The organism is Paramixta manurensis, assembly GCF_013285385.1.
GTDB lineage: Bacteria > Pseudomonadota > Gammaproteobacteria > Enterobacterales > Enterobacteriaceae > Paramixta > Paramixta manurensis.
In genome coordinates, this window is the sequence record NZ_CP054212.1 from 2,721,682 (window position 1) to 2,738,663 (window position 16,982).

General features: G+C 53.1%; 14 protein-coding genes. 5 read left to right on the forward strand and 9 right to left on the reverse strand.

From position 1 onward, the window contains the following. Window positions 1-384 precede the first annotated feature (384 nt). On the forward strand, window positions 385-4,329 hold the full coding sequence (gene putA / locus PMPD1_RS13230) for a trifunctional transcriptional regulator/proline dehydrogenase/L-glutamate gamma-semialdehyde dehydrogenase (RefSeq protein WP_173634483.1): 3,945 nt from the start codon (window positions 385-387) through the stop codon (window positions 4,327-4,329). A gap of 45 nt (window positions 4,330-4,374) precedes the next feature. On the opposite strand, the gene tcyN is transcribed toward putA, so the two are convergent. The 8 genes from tcyN to PMPD1_RS13270 form a co-directional block, all read right to left on the reverse strand. Then, on the reverse strand, window positions 4,375-5,127 hold the full coding sequence (gene tcyN / locus PMPD1_RS13235) for an L-cystine ABC transporter ATP-binding protein TcyN (RefSeq protein ID WP_173634484.1): 753 nt from the start codon (window positions 5,125-5,127) through the stop codon (window positions 4,375-4,377). Further along, entirely contained in the window at window positions 5,124-5,792 is a 669-nt protein-coding gene (gene tcyL / locus PMPD1_RS13240) for a cystine ABC transporter permease (protein ID WP_173634485.1), read from the reverse strand. The genes tcyN and tcyL overlap by 4 nt, the downstream gene beginning before the upstream one ends. Beyond that, on the reverse strand, window positions 5,792-6,592 hold the full coding sequence (tcyJ, locus tag PMPD1_RS13245; protein ID WP_173634486.1) for a cystine ABC transporter substrate-binding protein: 801 nt from the start codon (window positions 6,590-6,592) through the stop codon (window positions 5,792-5,794). The genes tcyL and tcyJ overlap by 1 nt, the downstream gene beginning before the upstream one ends. Before the next feature lie 130 nt (window positions 6,593-6,722). After that, the gene (locus PMPD1_RS13250; RefSeq protein WP_173634487.1) at window positions 6,723-7,715 is read right to left on the reverse strand and encodes a D-cysteine desulfhydrase; all 993 of its coding nucleotides are present in this window, start codon (window positions 7,713-7,715) and stop codon (window positions 6,723-6,725) included. Between the two features lie 199 nt (window positions 7,716-7,914). After that, on the reverse strand, window positions 7,915-8,418 hold the full coding sequence (gene fliZ, locus PMPD1_RS13255) for a flagella biosynthesis regulatory protein FliZ (RefSeq protein WP_173634488.1): 504 nt from the start codon (window positions 8,416-8,418) through the stop codon (window positions 7,915-7,917). 44 nt (window positions 8,419-8,462) lie between these two features. Continuing rightward, complete coding sequence (locus PMPD1_RS13260; RefSeq protein ID WP_173634489.1) at window positions 8,463-9,185, reverse strand: RNA polymerase sigma factor FliA; 723 nt, start codon at window positions 9,183-9,185, stop codon at window positions 8,463-8,465. Between the two features lie 90 nt (window positions 9,186-9,275). Further along, a complete protein-coding gene (locus tag PMPD1_RS13265) occupies window positions 9,276-10,256 on the reverse strand; it encodes an HNH endonuclease signature motif containing protein (protein ID WP_173634490.1) in 981 nt (326 codons plus the stop codon). A 181-nt stretch (window positions 10,257-10,437) separates the two neighbouring features. After that, the gene (locus PMPD1_RS13270) at window positions 10,438-12,216 is read right to left on the reverse strand and encodes a FliC/FljB family flagellin (protein ID WP_173634491.1); all 1,779 of its coding nucleotides are present in this window, start codon (window positions 12,214-12,216) and stop codon (window positions 10,438-10,440) included. A gap of 259 nt (window positions 12,217-12,475) precedes the next feature. Here PMPD1_RS13270 and fliD point away from each other — a divergent pair, with 259 nt between their 5' ends. From fliD to amyA, 4 genes are all read left to right on the forward strand, one after another. Then, window positions 12,476-13,894 (forward strand): flagellar filament capping protein FliD, encoded by a 1,419-nt coding sequence (gene fliD / locus PMPD1_RS13275; RefSeq protein WP_173634492.1) that lies wholly within the window; start codon window positions 12,476-12,478, stop codon window positions 13,892-13,894. Between the two features lie 16 nt (window positions 13,895-13,910). Next, complete coding sequence (gene fliS / locus PMPD1_RS13280; protein WP_173634493.1) at window positions 13,911-14,312, forward strand: flagellar export chaperone FliS; 402 nt, start codon at window positions 13,911-13,913, stop codon at window positions 14,310-14,312. 12 nt (window positions 14,313-14,324) lie between these two features. Continuing rightward, window positions 14,325-14,684 carry a flagella biosynthesis regulatory protein FliT gene (gene fliT, locus PMPD1_RS13285; protein ID WP_173634494.1) on the forward strand — a complete coding sequence of 120 codons (360 nt, stop codon included), beginning with the start codon at window positions 14,325-14,327 and terminating at the stop codon, window positions 14,682-14,684. A 127-nt stretch (window positions 14,685-14,811) separates the two neighbouring features. Further along, complete coding sequence (amyA, locus tag PMPD1_RS13290; protein ID WP_173634495.1) at window positions 14,812-16,296, forward strand: alpha-amylase; 1,485 nt, start codon at window positions 14,812-14,814, stop codon at window positions 16,294-16,296. 64 nt (window positions 16,297-16,360) lie between these two features. Here the strand turns inward: amyA and yedD are convergent, their stop codons facing one another. After that, window positions 16,361-16,885, reverse strand: coding sequence for a lipoprotein YedD (gene yedD, locus PMPD1_RS13295; RefSeq protein ID WP_173634496.1), 525 nt, complete (start codon window positions 16,883-16,885; stop codon window positions 16,361-16,363). Window positions 16,886-16,982: the final 97 nt, after the last annotated feature.

Consider the following 16,982-nt stretch of genomic DNA (forward strand, 5'->3'; position numbering starts at 1 on the left):
CCGCAGGAACGGTGTAGGACGGCAAGCCTCCCCCTCAAAGCGCGCTATCCTGCAGCAATGAAAAGACGCGCACCACGGATTTAACACATCAATTACTGTTATTTCACTATTCATCGACCAAAAAATGCCAGAAGGTTGCACTCAATCACACCCTTGCCCGGTTGCACCTCAATTCAGAATCGCCATATCAATGGGTTACCCGGAGAGGCAGTATGACCGCGTTATTTTCTCTCTGCCTATCGCAAGCAGCGAAAATTTAACAAAAATGAACATTGCAACTCTGGAATGTCGGTCACATTTAACACGGTTGCACAAAGTTGCAACATGGAGGATATTGCTGCCAGTTGGCATTGTTTATCTTCACTTTTATGAGGTGTTAACGGAATGGGAACCACCACAATGGGCGTCAAACTCGATGACGCAACGCGCACAAGGATCAAACTCGCGGCACAAAAAATAGATCGCACATCACATTGGTTGATTAAGCAGGCGATATTTAACTATTTGGATCGGTTAGAAAACGGGACCGAACTGCCCGAGGGCGCCGTTTCCTCCTCTGAGCAGGAGGCCGCCGAGTTGCCGCCCGAAGAGTCCCACCAGCCTTTTCTGGATTTTGCCGAACAGATTTTGCCGCAATCGGTCGCACGCGCGGCGATAACCTCCGCCTGGCGTCGTCCGGAAACCGAAGCGGTGTCGATGTTATTAGAACAGGCCCGCTTACCCGCCGGTCAGGCGGAGAAAACGCGTCAACTGGCCTGGACATTAGCGGATAAACTACGCCATCAAAAAAATGCCGGCGGGCGCGCCGGGATGGTACAGAGTCTGTTACAAGAGTTTTCCCTCTCCTCACAAGAGGGCGTGGCGCTGATGTGCCTTGCGGAGGCGTTGTTACGTATCCCGGACAAACCGACGCGCGATGCGTTAATTCGCGACAAGATCAGCAACGGTAACTGGCAGTCGCATTTAGGCCGCAGCCCCTCGCTGTTTGTTAATGCCGCCACCTGGGGTTTGCTGTTCACCGGTCGCCTGGTGTCGACCCATAACGAAGCCAATCTTTCACGCTCTCTGAACCGTATTATCGGCAAGAGCGGCGAACCGCTGATTCGTAAAGGCGTCGATATGGCGATGCGCCTGATGGGCGAACAGTTTGTCACTGGCGAAACCATTGCCGAAGCGTTGGCTAACGCACGTAAACTGGAAGAGAAAGGGTTTAGCTACTCCTACGATATGCTGGGTGAAGCCGCCCTCACCGCCAGTGATGCCAAAGCCTATCTTCTTTCTTACCAGCAGGCGATCCATGCGATTGGTAAAGCATCAAACGGGCGTGGGATTTACGAAGGGCCAGGCATTTCGATTAAGCTTTCGGCACTACATCCACGCTACTGCCGGGCGCAATATGAGCGCGTGATAGAGGAGCTCTATCCAGTCTTGAAATCGCTAACCTTGCTGGCCCGCACCTATGATATTGGCATTAATATTGATGCCGAAGAGGCCGACCGGCTGGAGCTCTCGCTCGATCTGTTGGAAAAGCTCTGTTTTGAGCCGGAACTGGAGGGCTGGAACGGGATTGGTTTTGTCATCCAGGCCTATCAAAAACGTTGCCCGCTGGTGATTGATGCGCTGGTCGATCTTGCACAGCGTAGCCGCCGCCGCCTGATGATTCGTCTGGTGAAAGGTGCCTATTGGGATAGCGAAATTAAACGCGCCCAAGTGGAAGGCCTGGAAGGCTACCCGGTTTATACCCGTAAGGTGTATACCGACATCTCTTATCTCGCCTGCGCGCGCAAACTGCTGGCGGCGCCTAATCTAATTTATCCGCAGTTCGCCACCCATAATGCCCACACGCTCGCCGCCATTTATCATTTAGCGGGGAATAATTATTATCCGGGGCAGTATGAGTTTCAGTGCCTGCATGGCATGGGCGAGCCGCTCTACGAACAGGTGGTGGGGAAAGTCGCCGAGGGCAAACTGAATCGCCCCTGCCGTATTTATGCGCCGGTTGGCACCCATGAAACGCTGCTGGCCTATCTGGTGCGCCGCCTGTTGGAAAACGGTGCCAATACCTCGTTTGTTAACCGGATTGCCGACGCGTCATTGCCGTTGGACGTGCTGATTGCCGATCCAGTCGAAGCGGTAGAGAAAATGGCCGCCAGCGAAGGCGCGATTGGCTTGCCGCATCCGAAAATCCCGTTACCCCGTGCGCTCTACGGTGAGACGCGCCGAAACTCTGCCGGGCTTGATCTAGCCAACGAGCACCGTCTGGCGTCGCTCTCCAGCGCACTGCTCAATAGCGCCGCGCAGCCCTGGCTGGCCCAGCCGATGATTGAGGGTGAGTTGGATAGCGGCGAAAGTCAGCCAATCCTCAACCCTGCCGAACCGACGGATGTGGTAGGCCAGGTACGAGAGGCGAGTGAAAATGAAGTCCAACGCGCGTTAGATGCCGCCGTGAAGGCCGGTTCCATTTGGTTTGCCACGCCACCACAGGAACGCGCCGCGATCCTGACGCGGGCAGCCACCCTGATGGAAGGCCAGATGCAGCGCCTGATTGGTATTTTAGTACGTGAAGCGGGTAAAACCTTCAGTAATGCCGTTGCTGAAGTGCGTGAAGCGGTCGACTTCTTGCACTATTACGCTGCTCAGGTGCGCAGCGCGTTCGCTAACGAAACGCATCGCCCGCTCGGCCCGGTGGTCTGCATCAGCCCGTGGAATTTCCCGCTGGCGATTTTCACCGGTCAGATTGCCGCTGCGTTAGCAGCAGGTAATAGCGTGCTGGCAAAACCTGCCGAGCAGACGCCGTTAATCGCCGCCCAGGCAGTGCAAATCCTGTTTGATGCTGGCGTGCCTGTCGGTGTGCTGCAATTGTTGCCGGGGCGCGGAGAAACCGTTGGTGCCCGCTTAACCGGCGATGATCGCGTGCGCGGAGTGATGTTTACCGGTTCAACGGCGGTCGCCACCCTGTTACAACGCAATATCGCCGGGCGTCTTGATCCACAGGGTCGCCCCACTCCATTAATCGCCGAAACCGGAGGGATCAACGCCATGATCGTTGATTCCTCTGCGCTTACCGAACAAGTGGTGACCGATATTGTCGCCTCCGCTTTTGATAGCGCCGGGCAACGCTGTTCAGCCTTGCGTCTGCTCTGCATTCAGGAGGATGTCGCTGACCATACACTGAAAATGCTGCGCGGTGCGATGGCGGAATGTCGCATGGGGAACCCGGAGCGCCTTTCAACCGATATTGGTCCGGTGATCGATGCGGAAGCCAAAGCCAACATTGAGCGCCATATTGAGGCCATGCGCACCAGCGGTTTTACCCTTTATCAGGCGGCACAGGAAAATCGCCAGGACCTCGAGGAGTGGCGGAAAGGCACCTTTGTCATGCCAACGTTGATTGAGCTGAATAGCGTCAGTGAGTTGGATAAAGAGGTGTTTGGCCCGGTGCTACATGTGGTGCGTTTTGCGCGTAGCCAACTGCCGCAACTGGTCGAACAAATCAATGCCGCCGGCTATGGCCTGACGCTAGGCGTCCATACCCGCATTGATGAAACCATCGGTCAAGTCACTCAGCATGCCAAAGTCGGTAACCTGTACGTTAACCGCAATATGGTGGGCGCCGTGGTCGGCGTGCAGCCTTTTGGCGGAGAAGGTCTTTCCGGTACCGGGCCAAAAGCCGGTGGCCCGCTCTACCTGCTCCGCCTGCTCTCCAGCCGTCCGGAAGAGGCGCCTGGCACCATGCTGGCGCGGCAGGATAATGCCCAACCGGCAGAGGTTTCATTGCGTGCCGGGCTAACCGAGGCGCATCAGGCGCTCAGCGAATGGGCGCACGATCGGCCTGAACTGGCGGAAATTTGTCAGCGCTTCGCGCGATTAGCGCAAAGCGGTAGCGTACATCTGTTACCCGGCCCGACCGGTGAACGTAACACTTTGACGCTTTTACCACGCGAACGGGTGCTCTGTCTGGCCGATAACCAGAACGATGCCCTGACACAGCTTGCCGCCGCAACCAGTACCGGTTGCCGGGTATTATGGCCGGACGATGAGTTGCATCGTACCCTGTTTGACGCTTTGCCAAACCAAGTACAACAGCGCATTGATTGCTCTGCCGAGCCGCTCTCCGAAACGTTTGACGCGGTGGTCTGGCACGGCGATGCCGACCAGCTACGCACCTTGTGTAAACACGTGGCGGCACGCGAAGGTGCCATTGTGTCAGTGCAAGGTTTCGCCCGTGGAGAAAGTCAGTTACTGCTGGAACGGTTGCTGTTGGAACGGTCATTAAGCGTTAATACCGCCGCCGCTGGCGGGAACGCCAGCCTGATGACCATTGGCTAAACGCACCGTATAAAAAAGCCGCCTGATGAGGCGGCTTGTTAACGCTTACTGATTGAGAAACTTCTCAAGAAACTGGCGGGTACGCGCTTGTTGTGGGTTCGCGAACAGCTCTTTCGCCGACCCCTGTTCCACAATGCGCCCCTGATCCATAAAGATGGCGCGATCGGCGACATCACGCGCAAAGCTCATTTCGTGCGTCACAATCACCATCGTCCGTTTCTCTTCGGCCAGGGCGCGGATGGTGTTTAATACCTCACCCACTAATTCCGGGTCCAGCGCCGAGGTCGGCTCATCAAACAGAATCACCTCCGGCCGCATCGCCAGCGCACGAGCAATCGCCACACGTTGCTGCTGCCCACCGGACAAGCGACGCGGATAGCTCTCTTCTTTGCCGTGCAAACCCACCTTTTCCAGCAAGACGCGCGCACGGGCAATCGCCTCGGCCTTCGGTTCGCCTTTTACGATGACCGGCCCTTCAATAATGTTTTCCAGCACTGAACGATGAGGAAACAAGTTAAAGCTCTGAAACACAAAGCCCACCTGTTGACGCAAGCTACGCACCCTCTCCTTCTGTTTATTCAGCGCCACCGTGGCATCAATGGCGATATCACCGACTTTAATCGTGCCAGACGTCGGCACCTCCAGCAGGTTGATACAACGTAGCAAGGTGGTCTTCCCTGAACCACTCGGCCCGATAATCGCCACCACTTCGCCGGAGGCGACTTCAAGGTCGATGCCATGTAGCACCGTCTGACCATTAAACTGCTTCACCAGTTTACTGACTTCGATGGCGCTCATTTTGACTCCCGATCCTGACGGTTAACATGATCTTCCAGCTTGTTTTGTAGCGCGGAAAGCACCGTTGCCATCACCCAATAAATCAGCGAGGCCGCCAGGTACATGGTGAACACTTCCAGCGTACGCGAGGTGATCAATTGCGCCTGACGGAACAGCTCCGGTACCTGAATCGTCGCGGCCAGCGACGTATCCTTCACCAGGCTGATAAAGCTGTTGCCCAACGGCGGTAATGCGGTGCGTGCCGCCTGTGGCAAGATCACACGACGCAGCGTTTGCCACGACGTCATACCAATACTGGCCGCCGCTTCCCATTGACCACGTTCAATGGAAGCAATGGCGCCGCGCAGCGACTCAGAGGCATACGCCGCGGTGTTAAGCGATAAGCCAATCATGGCGGAAGGAATCGGATCCAGCTCAATGCCAAATTGCGGCAAACCGTAATAAATCATAAACAGTTGCGCAATCAGCGGCGTGCCACGAAAAATGGACACGTAAAAACGCGCCAGTAGCGACACCGGCCAGAATGGCGACAGGCGCATCAACGCAAGGATGAACCCCAGCACTAAGCCAAAGAACATCCCGCCGATACTCAGTTCCAGCGTGAAGATCGCGCCTTTTAATAAAAAAGGTGCTGAATTCAGCACCAGTTGAATACTCTCTTGCATTATTTAGTGACGTCCGCGCCAAACCATTTTTGCGACAATTTGGTTAGCGTACCGTCTTTCTGCATATCCGCAATCGCTTTATTGATCGCGTCCAGCAGATCTTGATTGCCTTTACGCAATGCGACACCGGCTTCCTGGCGCGAGAACGCCGGGCCAGCAACCGCCATGGTATTACCCGTTTTCTTCACCAGGTCCAGCGCCGCCAGGCGGTCAACCAGAATGGCATCCAAACGACCGGAGCGCAGATCCTGATACTTGGTAGGATCATCATCATAGGTACGAATATCAACGCCTTTCACGTTTTCACGTAACCACTGCTCGTAGTTCGAGCCCAGACCCACGCCGACTTTTTTACCGGCTAAATCCGCCGGCTTGTTGATGCTGCCTTCGTGATCTTTGCGCACCAGCGCCTGAATACCCGAAATGGTGTAAGGGGTAGAGAAATCGTATTTTTGTTTACGCTCATCGGAAATGGTGACTTGGTTAATCACCACATCAATACGTTTTGAGTCTAGCGAGGCCAGCATACCGTCCCACTTGGTCGGTTTCAGGCTGGCTTTTACGCCAATTCGTTGCGCCAGCGCGTTGGCGAATTCAACTTCAAACCCGGTCAGTTTGCCGTTTTCATCCTGGAAGCTAAACGGCGGATAGGTGCCTTCTAGCCCAACCAGCAGAGAACCACGCTGTTTGACTTTATTCAGCAGATTTTCCGCCGCGAAACCCGGCGCGCTCATGCCAGCTAACAGCGCTACCGCCATTACGCCCGTCACTAACTGGCGACGTACACGAGAAAAATTCATAGCTACCCCATTTATTATGTTGTGTGTATGTTGGTCTTTATCACAACGGTTGCCCGCCATTAGGTTCTGGTCTGGCAGTATTGGCCGCCAAACAAAACGCAACTGACTAAATATAAATCATTTTCATTATTCAGGATAAGAACGAAGGATAATAAGCAAATAACGCCGGCGCGCCGCCAGTATGAATAAACAGCAATGGCCCTTCACGGCGGAAACGCCGTTGCGCGATACCATCAATCAAACCGGCCATCGCTTTCCCGGTGTAGACCGGATCGAGAAAAATACCTTCAAGCCGCGCCAACAGCTTCACCGCTTCGATACCCTCGTCATTCGGCATGCCATATTGCGGCGCAAAATATTCATCCCACAGCGTAATCGGCGCCTTCGCGCTGATCTGTAGGCTTTCGGCTAATGCCTGGCGAATTTCCGCTACTTTTGGCAACTGATCGGCGGCTTTTCGCGAGACGGTCACGCCAATCAATTCGGTTTCAGGTAAGAGTTGCTCCAGCCCTACCGCTAACCCAGCGTGCGTCCCGGCGCTACCGGAAGCCACCACCACTGCCGCGAAATCAACCACTTCTTCGCTTTGGTGCGCAATTTCTCGTGCGCATTCCACATACCCCAGCGCGCCTAGCGCGTTTGAACCGCCAACCGGCACCACATAGGGACGAAAGCCCTGCGCTTCGAGTCGAACCGCCTGTTCTTCCAATTGTGCATTGGGATTGTGCAGCGCATCGACATTGACTACTTCGCAATCCATTAAATCCAGCAACAGGCGATTACCGTTACCGAGGTAATTTTCCGCCTCGGTTGCAATCGGGTTTTCCAGCAACGCCACACATTTTAGCCCGAGTTTAGCGGCCACCGCCGCCGTTTGGCGCACATGGTTGGATTGAACCGCGCCCGCCGTCACCAGAACATCCGCGCCCTGACGCAGTGCGTCAGCGGCAAGAAACTCTAGTTTTCTTAGCTTGTTACCCCCCAACGCCACTGGCGTGACGTCGTCACGTTTAATAAAAATATCGCGCCCGAGGTAGTCAGACAGCCGGGGAAGATGCTCCAGCGGCGTTGGCGCGCCGATAAATTCAAGACGGGGAAACTGGATAAGGTTATCCAGGGACATGGCGGCCTCCATAACGTTTGCGGGTATACGGCCTACAGTGTTACAGAAGTTACTCAACGGATCTATGCATGTTTCAGTATTGGGGCACAAAGCGAATAGCCACCGTACCTTGGTCGCGAGATAGCGACCGAAAACGCACCTTGTCCCCGTGGGCAGAGCAATCCGACCACGGGAAGCGGTCTTCTATCAGGCAGCCAGATTAATTGCGCTGCCAACCTAAAAACTGGTCGTACTTACGTAACGCAATGCGGTAGTTATTATTACCGGCATCGGGCAGATCCTGTTCCAGGCACTCATGCCAGCTATTACCGCGTAACTTCTCTGCCGGGTAATTTTTCGCCGAGAGCATGTCATCCAAACGACGCAGGCGCACCACGTACTCACGGATAGTACTGTGGCTCATTTCAGTTTGTTCAAACAGATACTGTTTGAATGCCATAATATCGAAGTAATTCGGGTGAGTATTACAGTAAATATCGCTGCAAAAGCGGCACAACGCGGTCAGTTCACCTTGTAACTTCAGCCAGACCTGGTCGTCAATCAACTGATCCATCCGCGCTATCGCTTCTTTATTAATGATCTGCCCACGGAATACCAATGCCATGCGGTCGAGAACTTTTCCGCAGTGGGAACAATTACTTTGGCTGTGTTTATAATCTTTCAAATAGCGGCTTAGCGGCCTTGTTTTAGTTTTGGTTCCCACTTACGAGTCCCCGAGTATTTTTTGGAAATCAAGAGCCGACGCGGTTAACGCGCGCCGGTTAACCGGGCGCGTAGACGCTTAATCGCCTGACTGTGCAGTTGGCTGACGCGAGATTCCCCCACCTCCAGCACCGCACCAATCTCTTTCAGGTTCAGCTCTTCCTGATAGTAAAGCGTGAGTACCATCTTTTCGCGATCGGGTAGTGCTTCAATCGCTTCAATGACGCGCTCACGCAGATTCCCTTCCATTAACTGGTGCAACGGGTTGGCTTCTTCGTGCCCCTCCGTTACCAGCTCCGCGCTATCGCCATGTTCTTCACGATATTCGTCATAGGAGAAAAGCTGACTGTTATTGGTATCGAGCAACATCTGCCGATACTCTTCCAGTGAAACATTTAACTGTCGCGCAACCTCTTGCTCACTGGCGGAACGCCCCAGCGCCTGTTCCACCTGATGCATTGCGCTGGCCACTTCACGCGCGTTACGACGAACGCTACGCGGTGCCCAGTCACGGCTGCGCAGTTCATCCAGCATCGCGCCGCGAATACGCTGCACGGCATAGGTGGTAAAGGCCGTGCCCTGAAGCGCATCAAACCGCTCCACGGCGTTTAATAAGCCAATACCGCCTGCCTGCAGCAAATCATCAAGCTCGACGCTGGCGGGCAGCCGCACCTGCAGGCGTAACGCCTCATGGCGCACCAGCGGTACATATCGCTGCCACAGCGAATGTTTATCCATCACGCCTTCGGCGGTATATAGGAAGCTCACTCTGACTACCCTGCGTTGATTGTATTATCGGCATGATTATCCGTTTCTATAGGGGGGATCGATTGAGCGAATAGGGATAAAAAAGGCGGGTTATTCCGCCCGCTGATGTCGCAAGCGCAGGCGTTGTCGGGTGGCAAACGGGACGCGTTCCCACAAGGCGCAAACCTCGCCGTTAATCTCCTGATAGGACCGGCATAATTCCGCCTCCTCCGGCGTTAAACACCGGAACACCACCTCGCCGCTTTGCGCATCAATATAAAACTTACGGCTCTCAAACAGATGATGGAGATCGCTGCGTAAAAACAGCCCATTATCGACATGATTATCGGCAATAACCCCTTGTTCATTTTCTGTCGTATCGATATAGCTGGCTTCCACCCACGGGCTGACTTTCTCATCGTTCAATACCGTGCCGGTCACCACGCAGGCACCGTAACGCGCGCGCACCGCGTTCGAAAACACCGACTGACTCTCTCGCTGCCAGATGCGCATTTTTACCCGATGCCCTACGCCCTGACCGGCGATCACCGAGGCGGGCGGGTTTACTAGCGGGTGCGCCAGCACCACAATAAACTGGATGCGGCGCGATTGGGCAAAACAGGGTTGTGCCTGTGTATTGAACAGTTGCCAGTACTCCTCTTCCTGCTCCTGACGCATTAGCGACAACTTATATCCCCGGCTGGTTAACAGGTTTTGCGCCGCCGCCGAACCCGGCTCCAGCATGGCGTAGACGCGGCTTTCGCCCATCACCTTCCAGTCATTCTCCTGTTGATGAATGGCTGCTTTACGAAAATAGAGAAAAGGGATTTGTTGAATGAGGTAGTGTTCAAACCGGCGTAAGTAATTTTTCCGTTGATTATCCTCTGAAACAAACAGCAGATCTTCCAGCGGACTGTTGGTGTCTTGATGAGCGAAGACCGCACGGATCACCAAGTGGCGCGGGCTGGTCGACGGGCTTAATAAGCCACGTAATGTGAGCGCCTTTTCGTCGGGATACCTTTGCGCGTAGCGGCGGCTAATCTCCTCAAACGTGAGGAACTCCCCAGGGACTAAATCATAATTGAAGCGCATAAACACTCCACAAAGAGAGCCAAAAAAAGGTATAGAGATAACGCCATTCGTAAACCAGTTATCGGCTATCGGCTCAAAATCTGTAACAAAAAATACGCTTTTTTAACGCTTGTTGGCTTTTGTTTAGCGATAAAAAAACCCTGCCGAAGCAGGGTTGGAAGAAATAACCAGCAGGAGGCGATTAGCCCTGCAGCAGAGACAGAACTTGCTGCGGTACCTGGTTGGCTTTTGCCAGCACGGAGTTACCGGCCTGTTGCAGAATCTGCGCTTTAGACATGTTAGACACTTCTGTCGCGTAGTCGGCGTCTTGAATACGTGATTGCGCGGCTGACAGGTTAGTGGTGGTGTTGTTCAGGTTGGTGATAGCAGAATCCAAACGGTTCTGCACCGCACCGAGGCTTGAACGGAACTGGTCGATGCTGCTGATCGCTTTATCCAGCGCGGCCAACGGATCGGCAGTTACTGTACCAGCGCTAGTGGTATTGGTGGTGACGTTACCATCAGCGGTGACATACGCGGTTGAACCCACGGTTTTAGCAAACGGGTTGCTGCTAGAGTTGTCAACAGTACTACCGTTAGCGGCAACGCCGTCACCGGTCAGGTTCGCGTTAACGGTTACCGCGCCGGTATCGGCATCCACTTTATACTGCGTGGTGTACTGTTTGGTTTTGGTAAAGTTACCAGATGCATCGAGGAAAGTATCGCTGGATTTACCCACATCAGCACCGGTGCTGTCGAAAGAGATAGAACCTTTCAGCACGCCGGAATTGTAGTTAATGGTAGCACCTTTTACTGCGGAATCGGCCGTCGCAGCGGTATCCGTAGAAGCCACTTTCGCCAACACCTCATCTTTAGAGATGGTCGCGGTGTAGGCCATGTTGCCGTCAGCAGTATCGAAATTATAAGTCGTGCCGCCTAAAGAGATAGAAGCAGTGCTGGTACCGGCATTAGTAGAAGAATCACTAAACAGACCGTTCAGTGTAGCCTGATCGCCACCGGCTGCGTTGTTGGTTGACAGGTTACCTGCAGCATCCAAGTACGCTTTCTGGCCGCCAACGGTGATGTTACCGTTAGAGTCAACGTCAAACTTAACGCTCGCACCAGAACCATTAGAGGTAGTGTAAACACCGGATTGAGAGCCTGATGACGGTACCAGTTTAGCCGCGAAGTCACTAACATCATCTGCATCAACCGTTGCATCGTAAGTGAAGTTACCTTTAGCGGCATCATAGGTATAGCTCGTGGTAGTATCGTCGCCCGTGGTAACTTCTACCGTGTCACCGGTGTTCAGTTTGTTAAACGCGTCGGCTGAGCTTACCGCAGAGTTGGTGGTAGTCAGATTGTACAGACCGGTACCCGCGCCCGTTTCAGTAGCGCCCGCAGCAGTCAGATTGCTAACGGTAGCGGCTTTGTTGTTTACCGTACCAGAACCATTGACGTTAAAACCGTTCAGGCCGAGGGTGTCAGACGTGATCGCTTTCAGATCGATGGAGATGCTTTCGCCATCGTTCGCGCCAACCTGAATTTTCAGCGTATTGTCGGCAGACAGTACTTTCACGCCGTTAAACTGCGTCTGGCCGGAAACGCGGTCGATCTCTTGCAGACGAGAGGTAATTTCATCCTGGATGGAATCCAGGTCAGTCTGGGAGTTGGTGCCGTTTTGTGCCTGTACTGTCAGTTCACGGATACGTTGTAAGTTGTTGTTTATTTCGCTCAACGAACCTTCGGTGGTCTGCGCAATGGAGATACCGTCGTTCGCGTTACGCGCAGCCTGAGTCAGGCCGTTAATGTTAGAGGTGAAGCGGTTAGCAATCGCCTGACCCGCGGCGTCATCTTTGGCACTGTTAATACGCAGACCAGAGGAAAGACGCTCAATCGCGGTGCTCAGCGCAGACTGCGATTTATTCATGTTGTTCTGCGTCATCAGCGAGAGGGTGTTTGTATTAATGACTTGTGACATAATCAAGTTTCCTTTAAATCAAGTCTGGTTAGATTGTGGGCTTTAGCCCCCCGGCTTCAGCGCCGTCAAACCATGTATCGGCGTCATTAACCCAACCTTTAGGAATTTTTTTCTCCCGCCTGCTTTTTTTCAAATCGTGGAAATACCCTGCTCAGTGAGTCTTTTTCGCTTTATTACCGCCGCAAAAATAATCGTAAACTTTACCCATCAATTGCCGATAAGCCCCTTATTCACTCCATAATAAAAGTTAAGGATCACCATGGCTTCCATCTCATCACTTGGTATTGGCTCCGGTCTTGATTTAAGTACGTTGCTTGATAACCTGACAACCACAGAAAAAGCCGCGCTGACGCCAATTACTAACCAGCAAAGCGCCTATAGCGCTAAATTAACCGCATATGGGTCGTTAAAAAGCGCGCTGGAAGCATTCCAAACCGCCAATACGACGCTTAGTTCCGCCGACCTGTTCGCGACCACCACCGCTACCAGTAGCGACACATCGGCATTTACCGCGACCACTTCAGCGGGCGCTGCCGCCGGAAAATATAATATTACCCTTAAGCAGTTAGCTCAGGCGCAATCATTAACGTCCGGCGTACAGGCGAGTTCCAGCGCGCAGATCGGTTCTACCACCAACGGCGGCACGCGTACCTTAACCATCCAACAGGCGGGTAGCGACAAGCCGATAGAAATTAAACTGACTGACGATCAGACCTCGCTGACCGGTATGCGTGATGCGATTAATAATGCCAACGCCGGCGTGACTGCCAGCATTATTAAAGTGAGCGACAACAGCTTCCGGCTGGTAGTCGCGGCTGACGATACCGGCACCAATAACGCCATGACGATCAGCGTCACCGGTGATGATAAGCTACAAAGCTTTATTGGTTACGATCCCAAAGCCAGCAACAATGGCATGACCGAGAGTGTCACGGCGCAAAATGCCCAATTGACCGTCAACGGCATCGATATTGAGCGCGATAGCAATACCATTACCGATGCGCCGGAAGGGGTTACCTTAACGCTACTGAACACGACCACCAGCACCCAAACGCTGACGGTCACCAAAGACGATTCAAAATCAACTGCCGCGATTAATAACTGGGTCAACGCCTACAACTCCCTGCAAGATACCTTTAGCAGCCTGACGCATTATACCGTGGTTGACGCCGGGGCCGATCAGGACAGCAGCAATGGCGCACTGGTTGGCGACAGTACATTGCGTAGCATCCAAACGCAGTTAAAAAGCCTGTTAACCAATGCCGCGAGTAGCTCCAGCTTCAAGACACTGGCGCAAATCGGAATTAGCAGCGATCCCGTCACCGGCAAGCTGACGGTGGATAACGATAAACTGGCCGACTCGCTAAAAAGTGACTCCGCTGGCGTAAAAGAGATGATCATCGGTGATGGCAAAACCACCGGCATCACCACCACTATTGGCAGCAATCTGACCAATTACATGAGTGATGATGGGATCCTGACCGCCGCCACCAACGGTGTAAACGATACGTTGAAATCACTGACCGATCAGTACAACACCACTAACGACCGTATCAACGACACCATTGCGCGCTACAAAACACAATTTACGCAGCTCGACGTCATGATGAACCAATTACAACAAACCAGCGATTATCTGACGCAACAGTTCGCCCCCACCACTAACGACAAATCCTAATCAATGAGGGAATAAGATGTACAGTGCAAAAGGCACGCAAGCCTATGCGAAAATTGAGGTGGAAAGCGCCGTCATGAGTGCCAGCCAGTCCCAACTGGTTACCCTGCTTTTTGACGGCGCGCTGAGTGCGCTGATCCGCGCGCGCCTGTTTTTGCAGGAAGGGAATCTTGAGGGGAAAGGGTTATCGCTTTCTAAGGCCATCAATATCATTGATAACGGCCTTAAATTGGGACTGGCTGACAATAGCGACGATGCATTAAGCGAAAACCTGCTGGCGCTGTATGCCTGGATGGTTCGGCGCTTACTGCAGGCTAATCTGCACAATGACGTCACCGCCATTGAAGAAGTTGAAAACCTGTTACGCCCTATTGCCGACGCCTGGAAAGACGTTGCACATTCGCCCTTAACCCAGGTTTAGGAAGCACGACAAATGAATATTGCACCGCATCTGCTGGCTACTTATCAACAATTGCTCGAACTCAGTCAGGGGATGCTGAGAATGGCAGTTGCGGGACAGTGGGATGCTTTGATTGAAATTGAGATGGATTACGTTAAAACCGTTGAAACGCTGGCATTATCAACGCGCGATACCCCTATTTCTCTCCATACCCAAGAACTATTGCGCCCGGTTTTACGGCATATCATTGATAATGAAAAAGAAGTGAAACAACTGCTTCAACAGCGGATGAATGAATTAACCACCTTGATTGGCCAAACATCACGTCAAAAGAACATTAATACCGCCTATGGACGTTTAGCGGGCAATATTCTGTTCCCCGGTGAGGTGTAATACTCCCGCCCTCCTCTTGTGCTTGCGCGCGGGTGAGTAACGAAATATTTTCACTCACCCCCCGCGCTTTCCTCTGCGTTTACACCATACTTCATGGTTTAGGATTGACTAAAAATGGAGCAAGGACATGCAGAACCCCACGCTATTACAATTCTTTCACTGGTATTATCCCGCAGGCGGTCAACTCTGGCCGGAAGCGGCAGCCCGCGCGCCTGAATTGGCAAAACTCGGTATTACCGCTGTCTGGCTCCCGCCCATCTATAAAGGCGAATCCGGAGGATACTCCGTCGGCTACGATGCGTATGACCTGTTCGATTTAGGCGAATTTGAGCAAAAAGGCAGCCGTGCCACCAAGTATGGCGATAAACAGCAACTGTTAGCGGCGGTGGCGGCACTAAAAGAACATCATGTCGGCGTGCTACTTGACGTGGTGCTCAACCATAAAATGGGCGCCGATGAGAAAGAAGCGGTCAAAGTGAATCGCGTTAATCCCGATAATCGCGAGGAAATTGACGACGAAGAGATTGAGGCGCAGGCGTGGACGCGCTTTACCTTTCCGGGACGCGCAGGCCAGTATTCTCAATTTATCTGGGATTACAAATGCTTCAGCGGTGTAGATCATATTGAGGAGCCAACGGAGAACGGCATCTTCAAAATCGTTAACGATTACACCGGCGATGGCTGGAATGACCAAGTCGATGACGAGCTCGGCAATTTCGATTATTTAATGGGCGCCAATATTGATTTCCGTAATCACGCCGTTACCGAAGAGTTGAAGTATTGGGCGCGCTGGGTGATGGAGGAGGTTCACTGTACCGGCTTCCGGCTGGATGCGGTTAAGCATATTCCCGCCTGGTTCTACAAGGAGTGGATCGATCATATTCAGGAGGCGGCTGAACAGCCGATGTTTATCGTCGCGGAATACTGGTCGCATGAAACCGATAAGCTGATGAATTACATTGAGCAAGTCGAAGGCAAAACCATGCTGTTTGATGCGCCATTGCAGATGAATTTCCACCTCGCCTCCAAACAGGGCGCTGATTATGATATGAGCACCCTGTTTAACGATACCTTAGTAGCCCGCGATGCGTTTCACGCGGTAACCATTGTGGCAAATCATGATACGCAGCCGCTGCAATCACTAGAGGCACCGGTTGAGCCCTGGTTTAAACCGCTGGCCTATGCCCTGATCTTATTACGTGAACAAGGCGTGCCAACCCTATTCTATCCCGATCTGTATGGCGCCAGTTACGACGATGAAGGCGACGACGGCAATAATTGGCATATTGATATGCCAGTGGTGCCAGAACTGGAAGCGCTGGTACAGGCACGGCAACATTATGCGCACGGCGTTCAAACCGACTATTTTGACCACGCGAACTGTATCGCCTTCAGCCGAAGCGGTACTGATGAACACCCCGGTTGTGTCGTCATCATGTCGAATGGCGCGGAAGGTGAGAAAAATGTCGCGCTGGGCGAGGGTTTTGCCGGAAAACAGTGGCGCGATTATCTTGGGCATCGCCAGGAAACAATCAGTTGCGACGAACAGGGTAACGGCATATTTCGTTGCCAGGCTGGCAGCGTTAGCGTCTGGGTTTTAGCCGAACAGTAAAGAGGCGCAGTCGAGCGCATTCAGCGGGGCCAGAGTTCGCTGGCCCTCCATGACATCTAAACGGTTACTTTGCGCCCGCCTGAGCAGGCTCTGGTGATGTTTCAGGTTGCGGCGCCGGGGTGGTCTGCGTTGACGGCGCGAACGTCGCCTGCAAAATCTGCGGCTCAATATTCTGAATCACTTTCGCATCCGGTTGGCTCGCGACCGCATCCAACGCCTGTTGGCATTCAACGGTTAACCGGTCCACTCTCTTTAACGTCAACCCATCATAATGCAGTACGCCGCCTTCGACATTGAGCGGCATCACCCGCAGTTGGCGATTGACGTTCACGTACTGGTCATGGAACAGGGTCAGTTTCCCGGGTTTTGCGATCACGCGCTGCCACTGGCGGCAATCAAGCGTATCGCCTTCCGGGCTAATCACCAGACTTGCCAGTGCATCATTACTCACTAATCCGTGCTGTGGCCCATTGGTTTGCCAGTTACCCTGCAATGTAGCCGGGGCCGGCGTTTTTACCGCCTGCTCATAATCGGTGATTTGCGCGCAACCGCTCAGCGCCAGCGCACAAAGAACCATCAACTTCTTCATATAACATCCCTAACGTTTATCCGTTGGCAGTAAGTTATAATTTTTATCGTGGCTTACGCAAGGCGCATCCCGTTAAACTGTCGGGATTAATCATCTA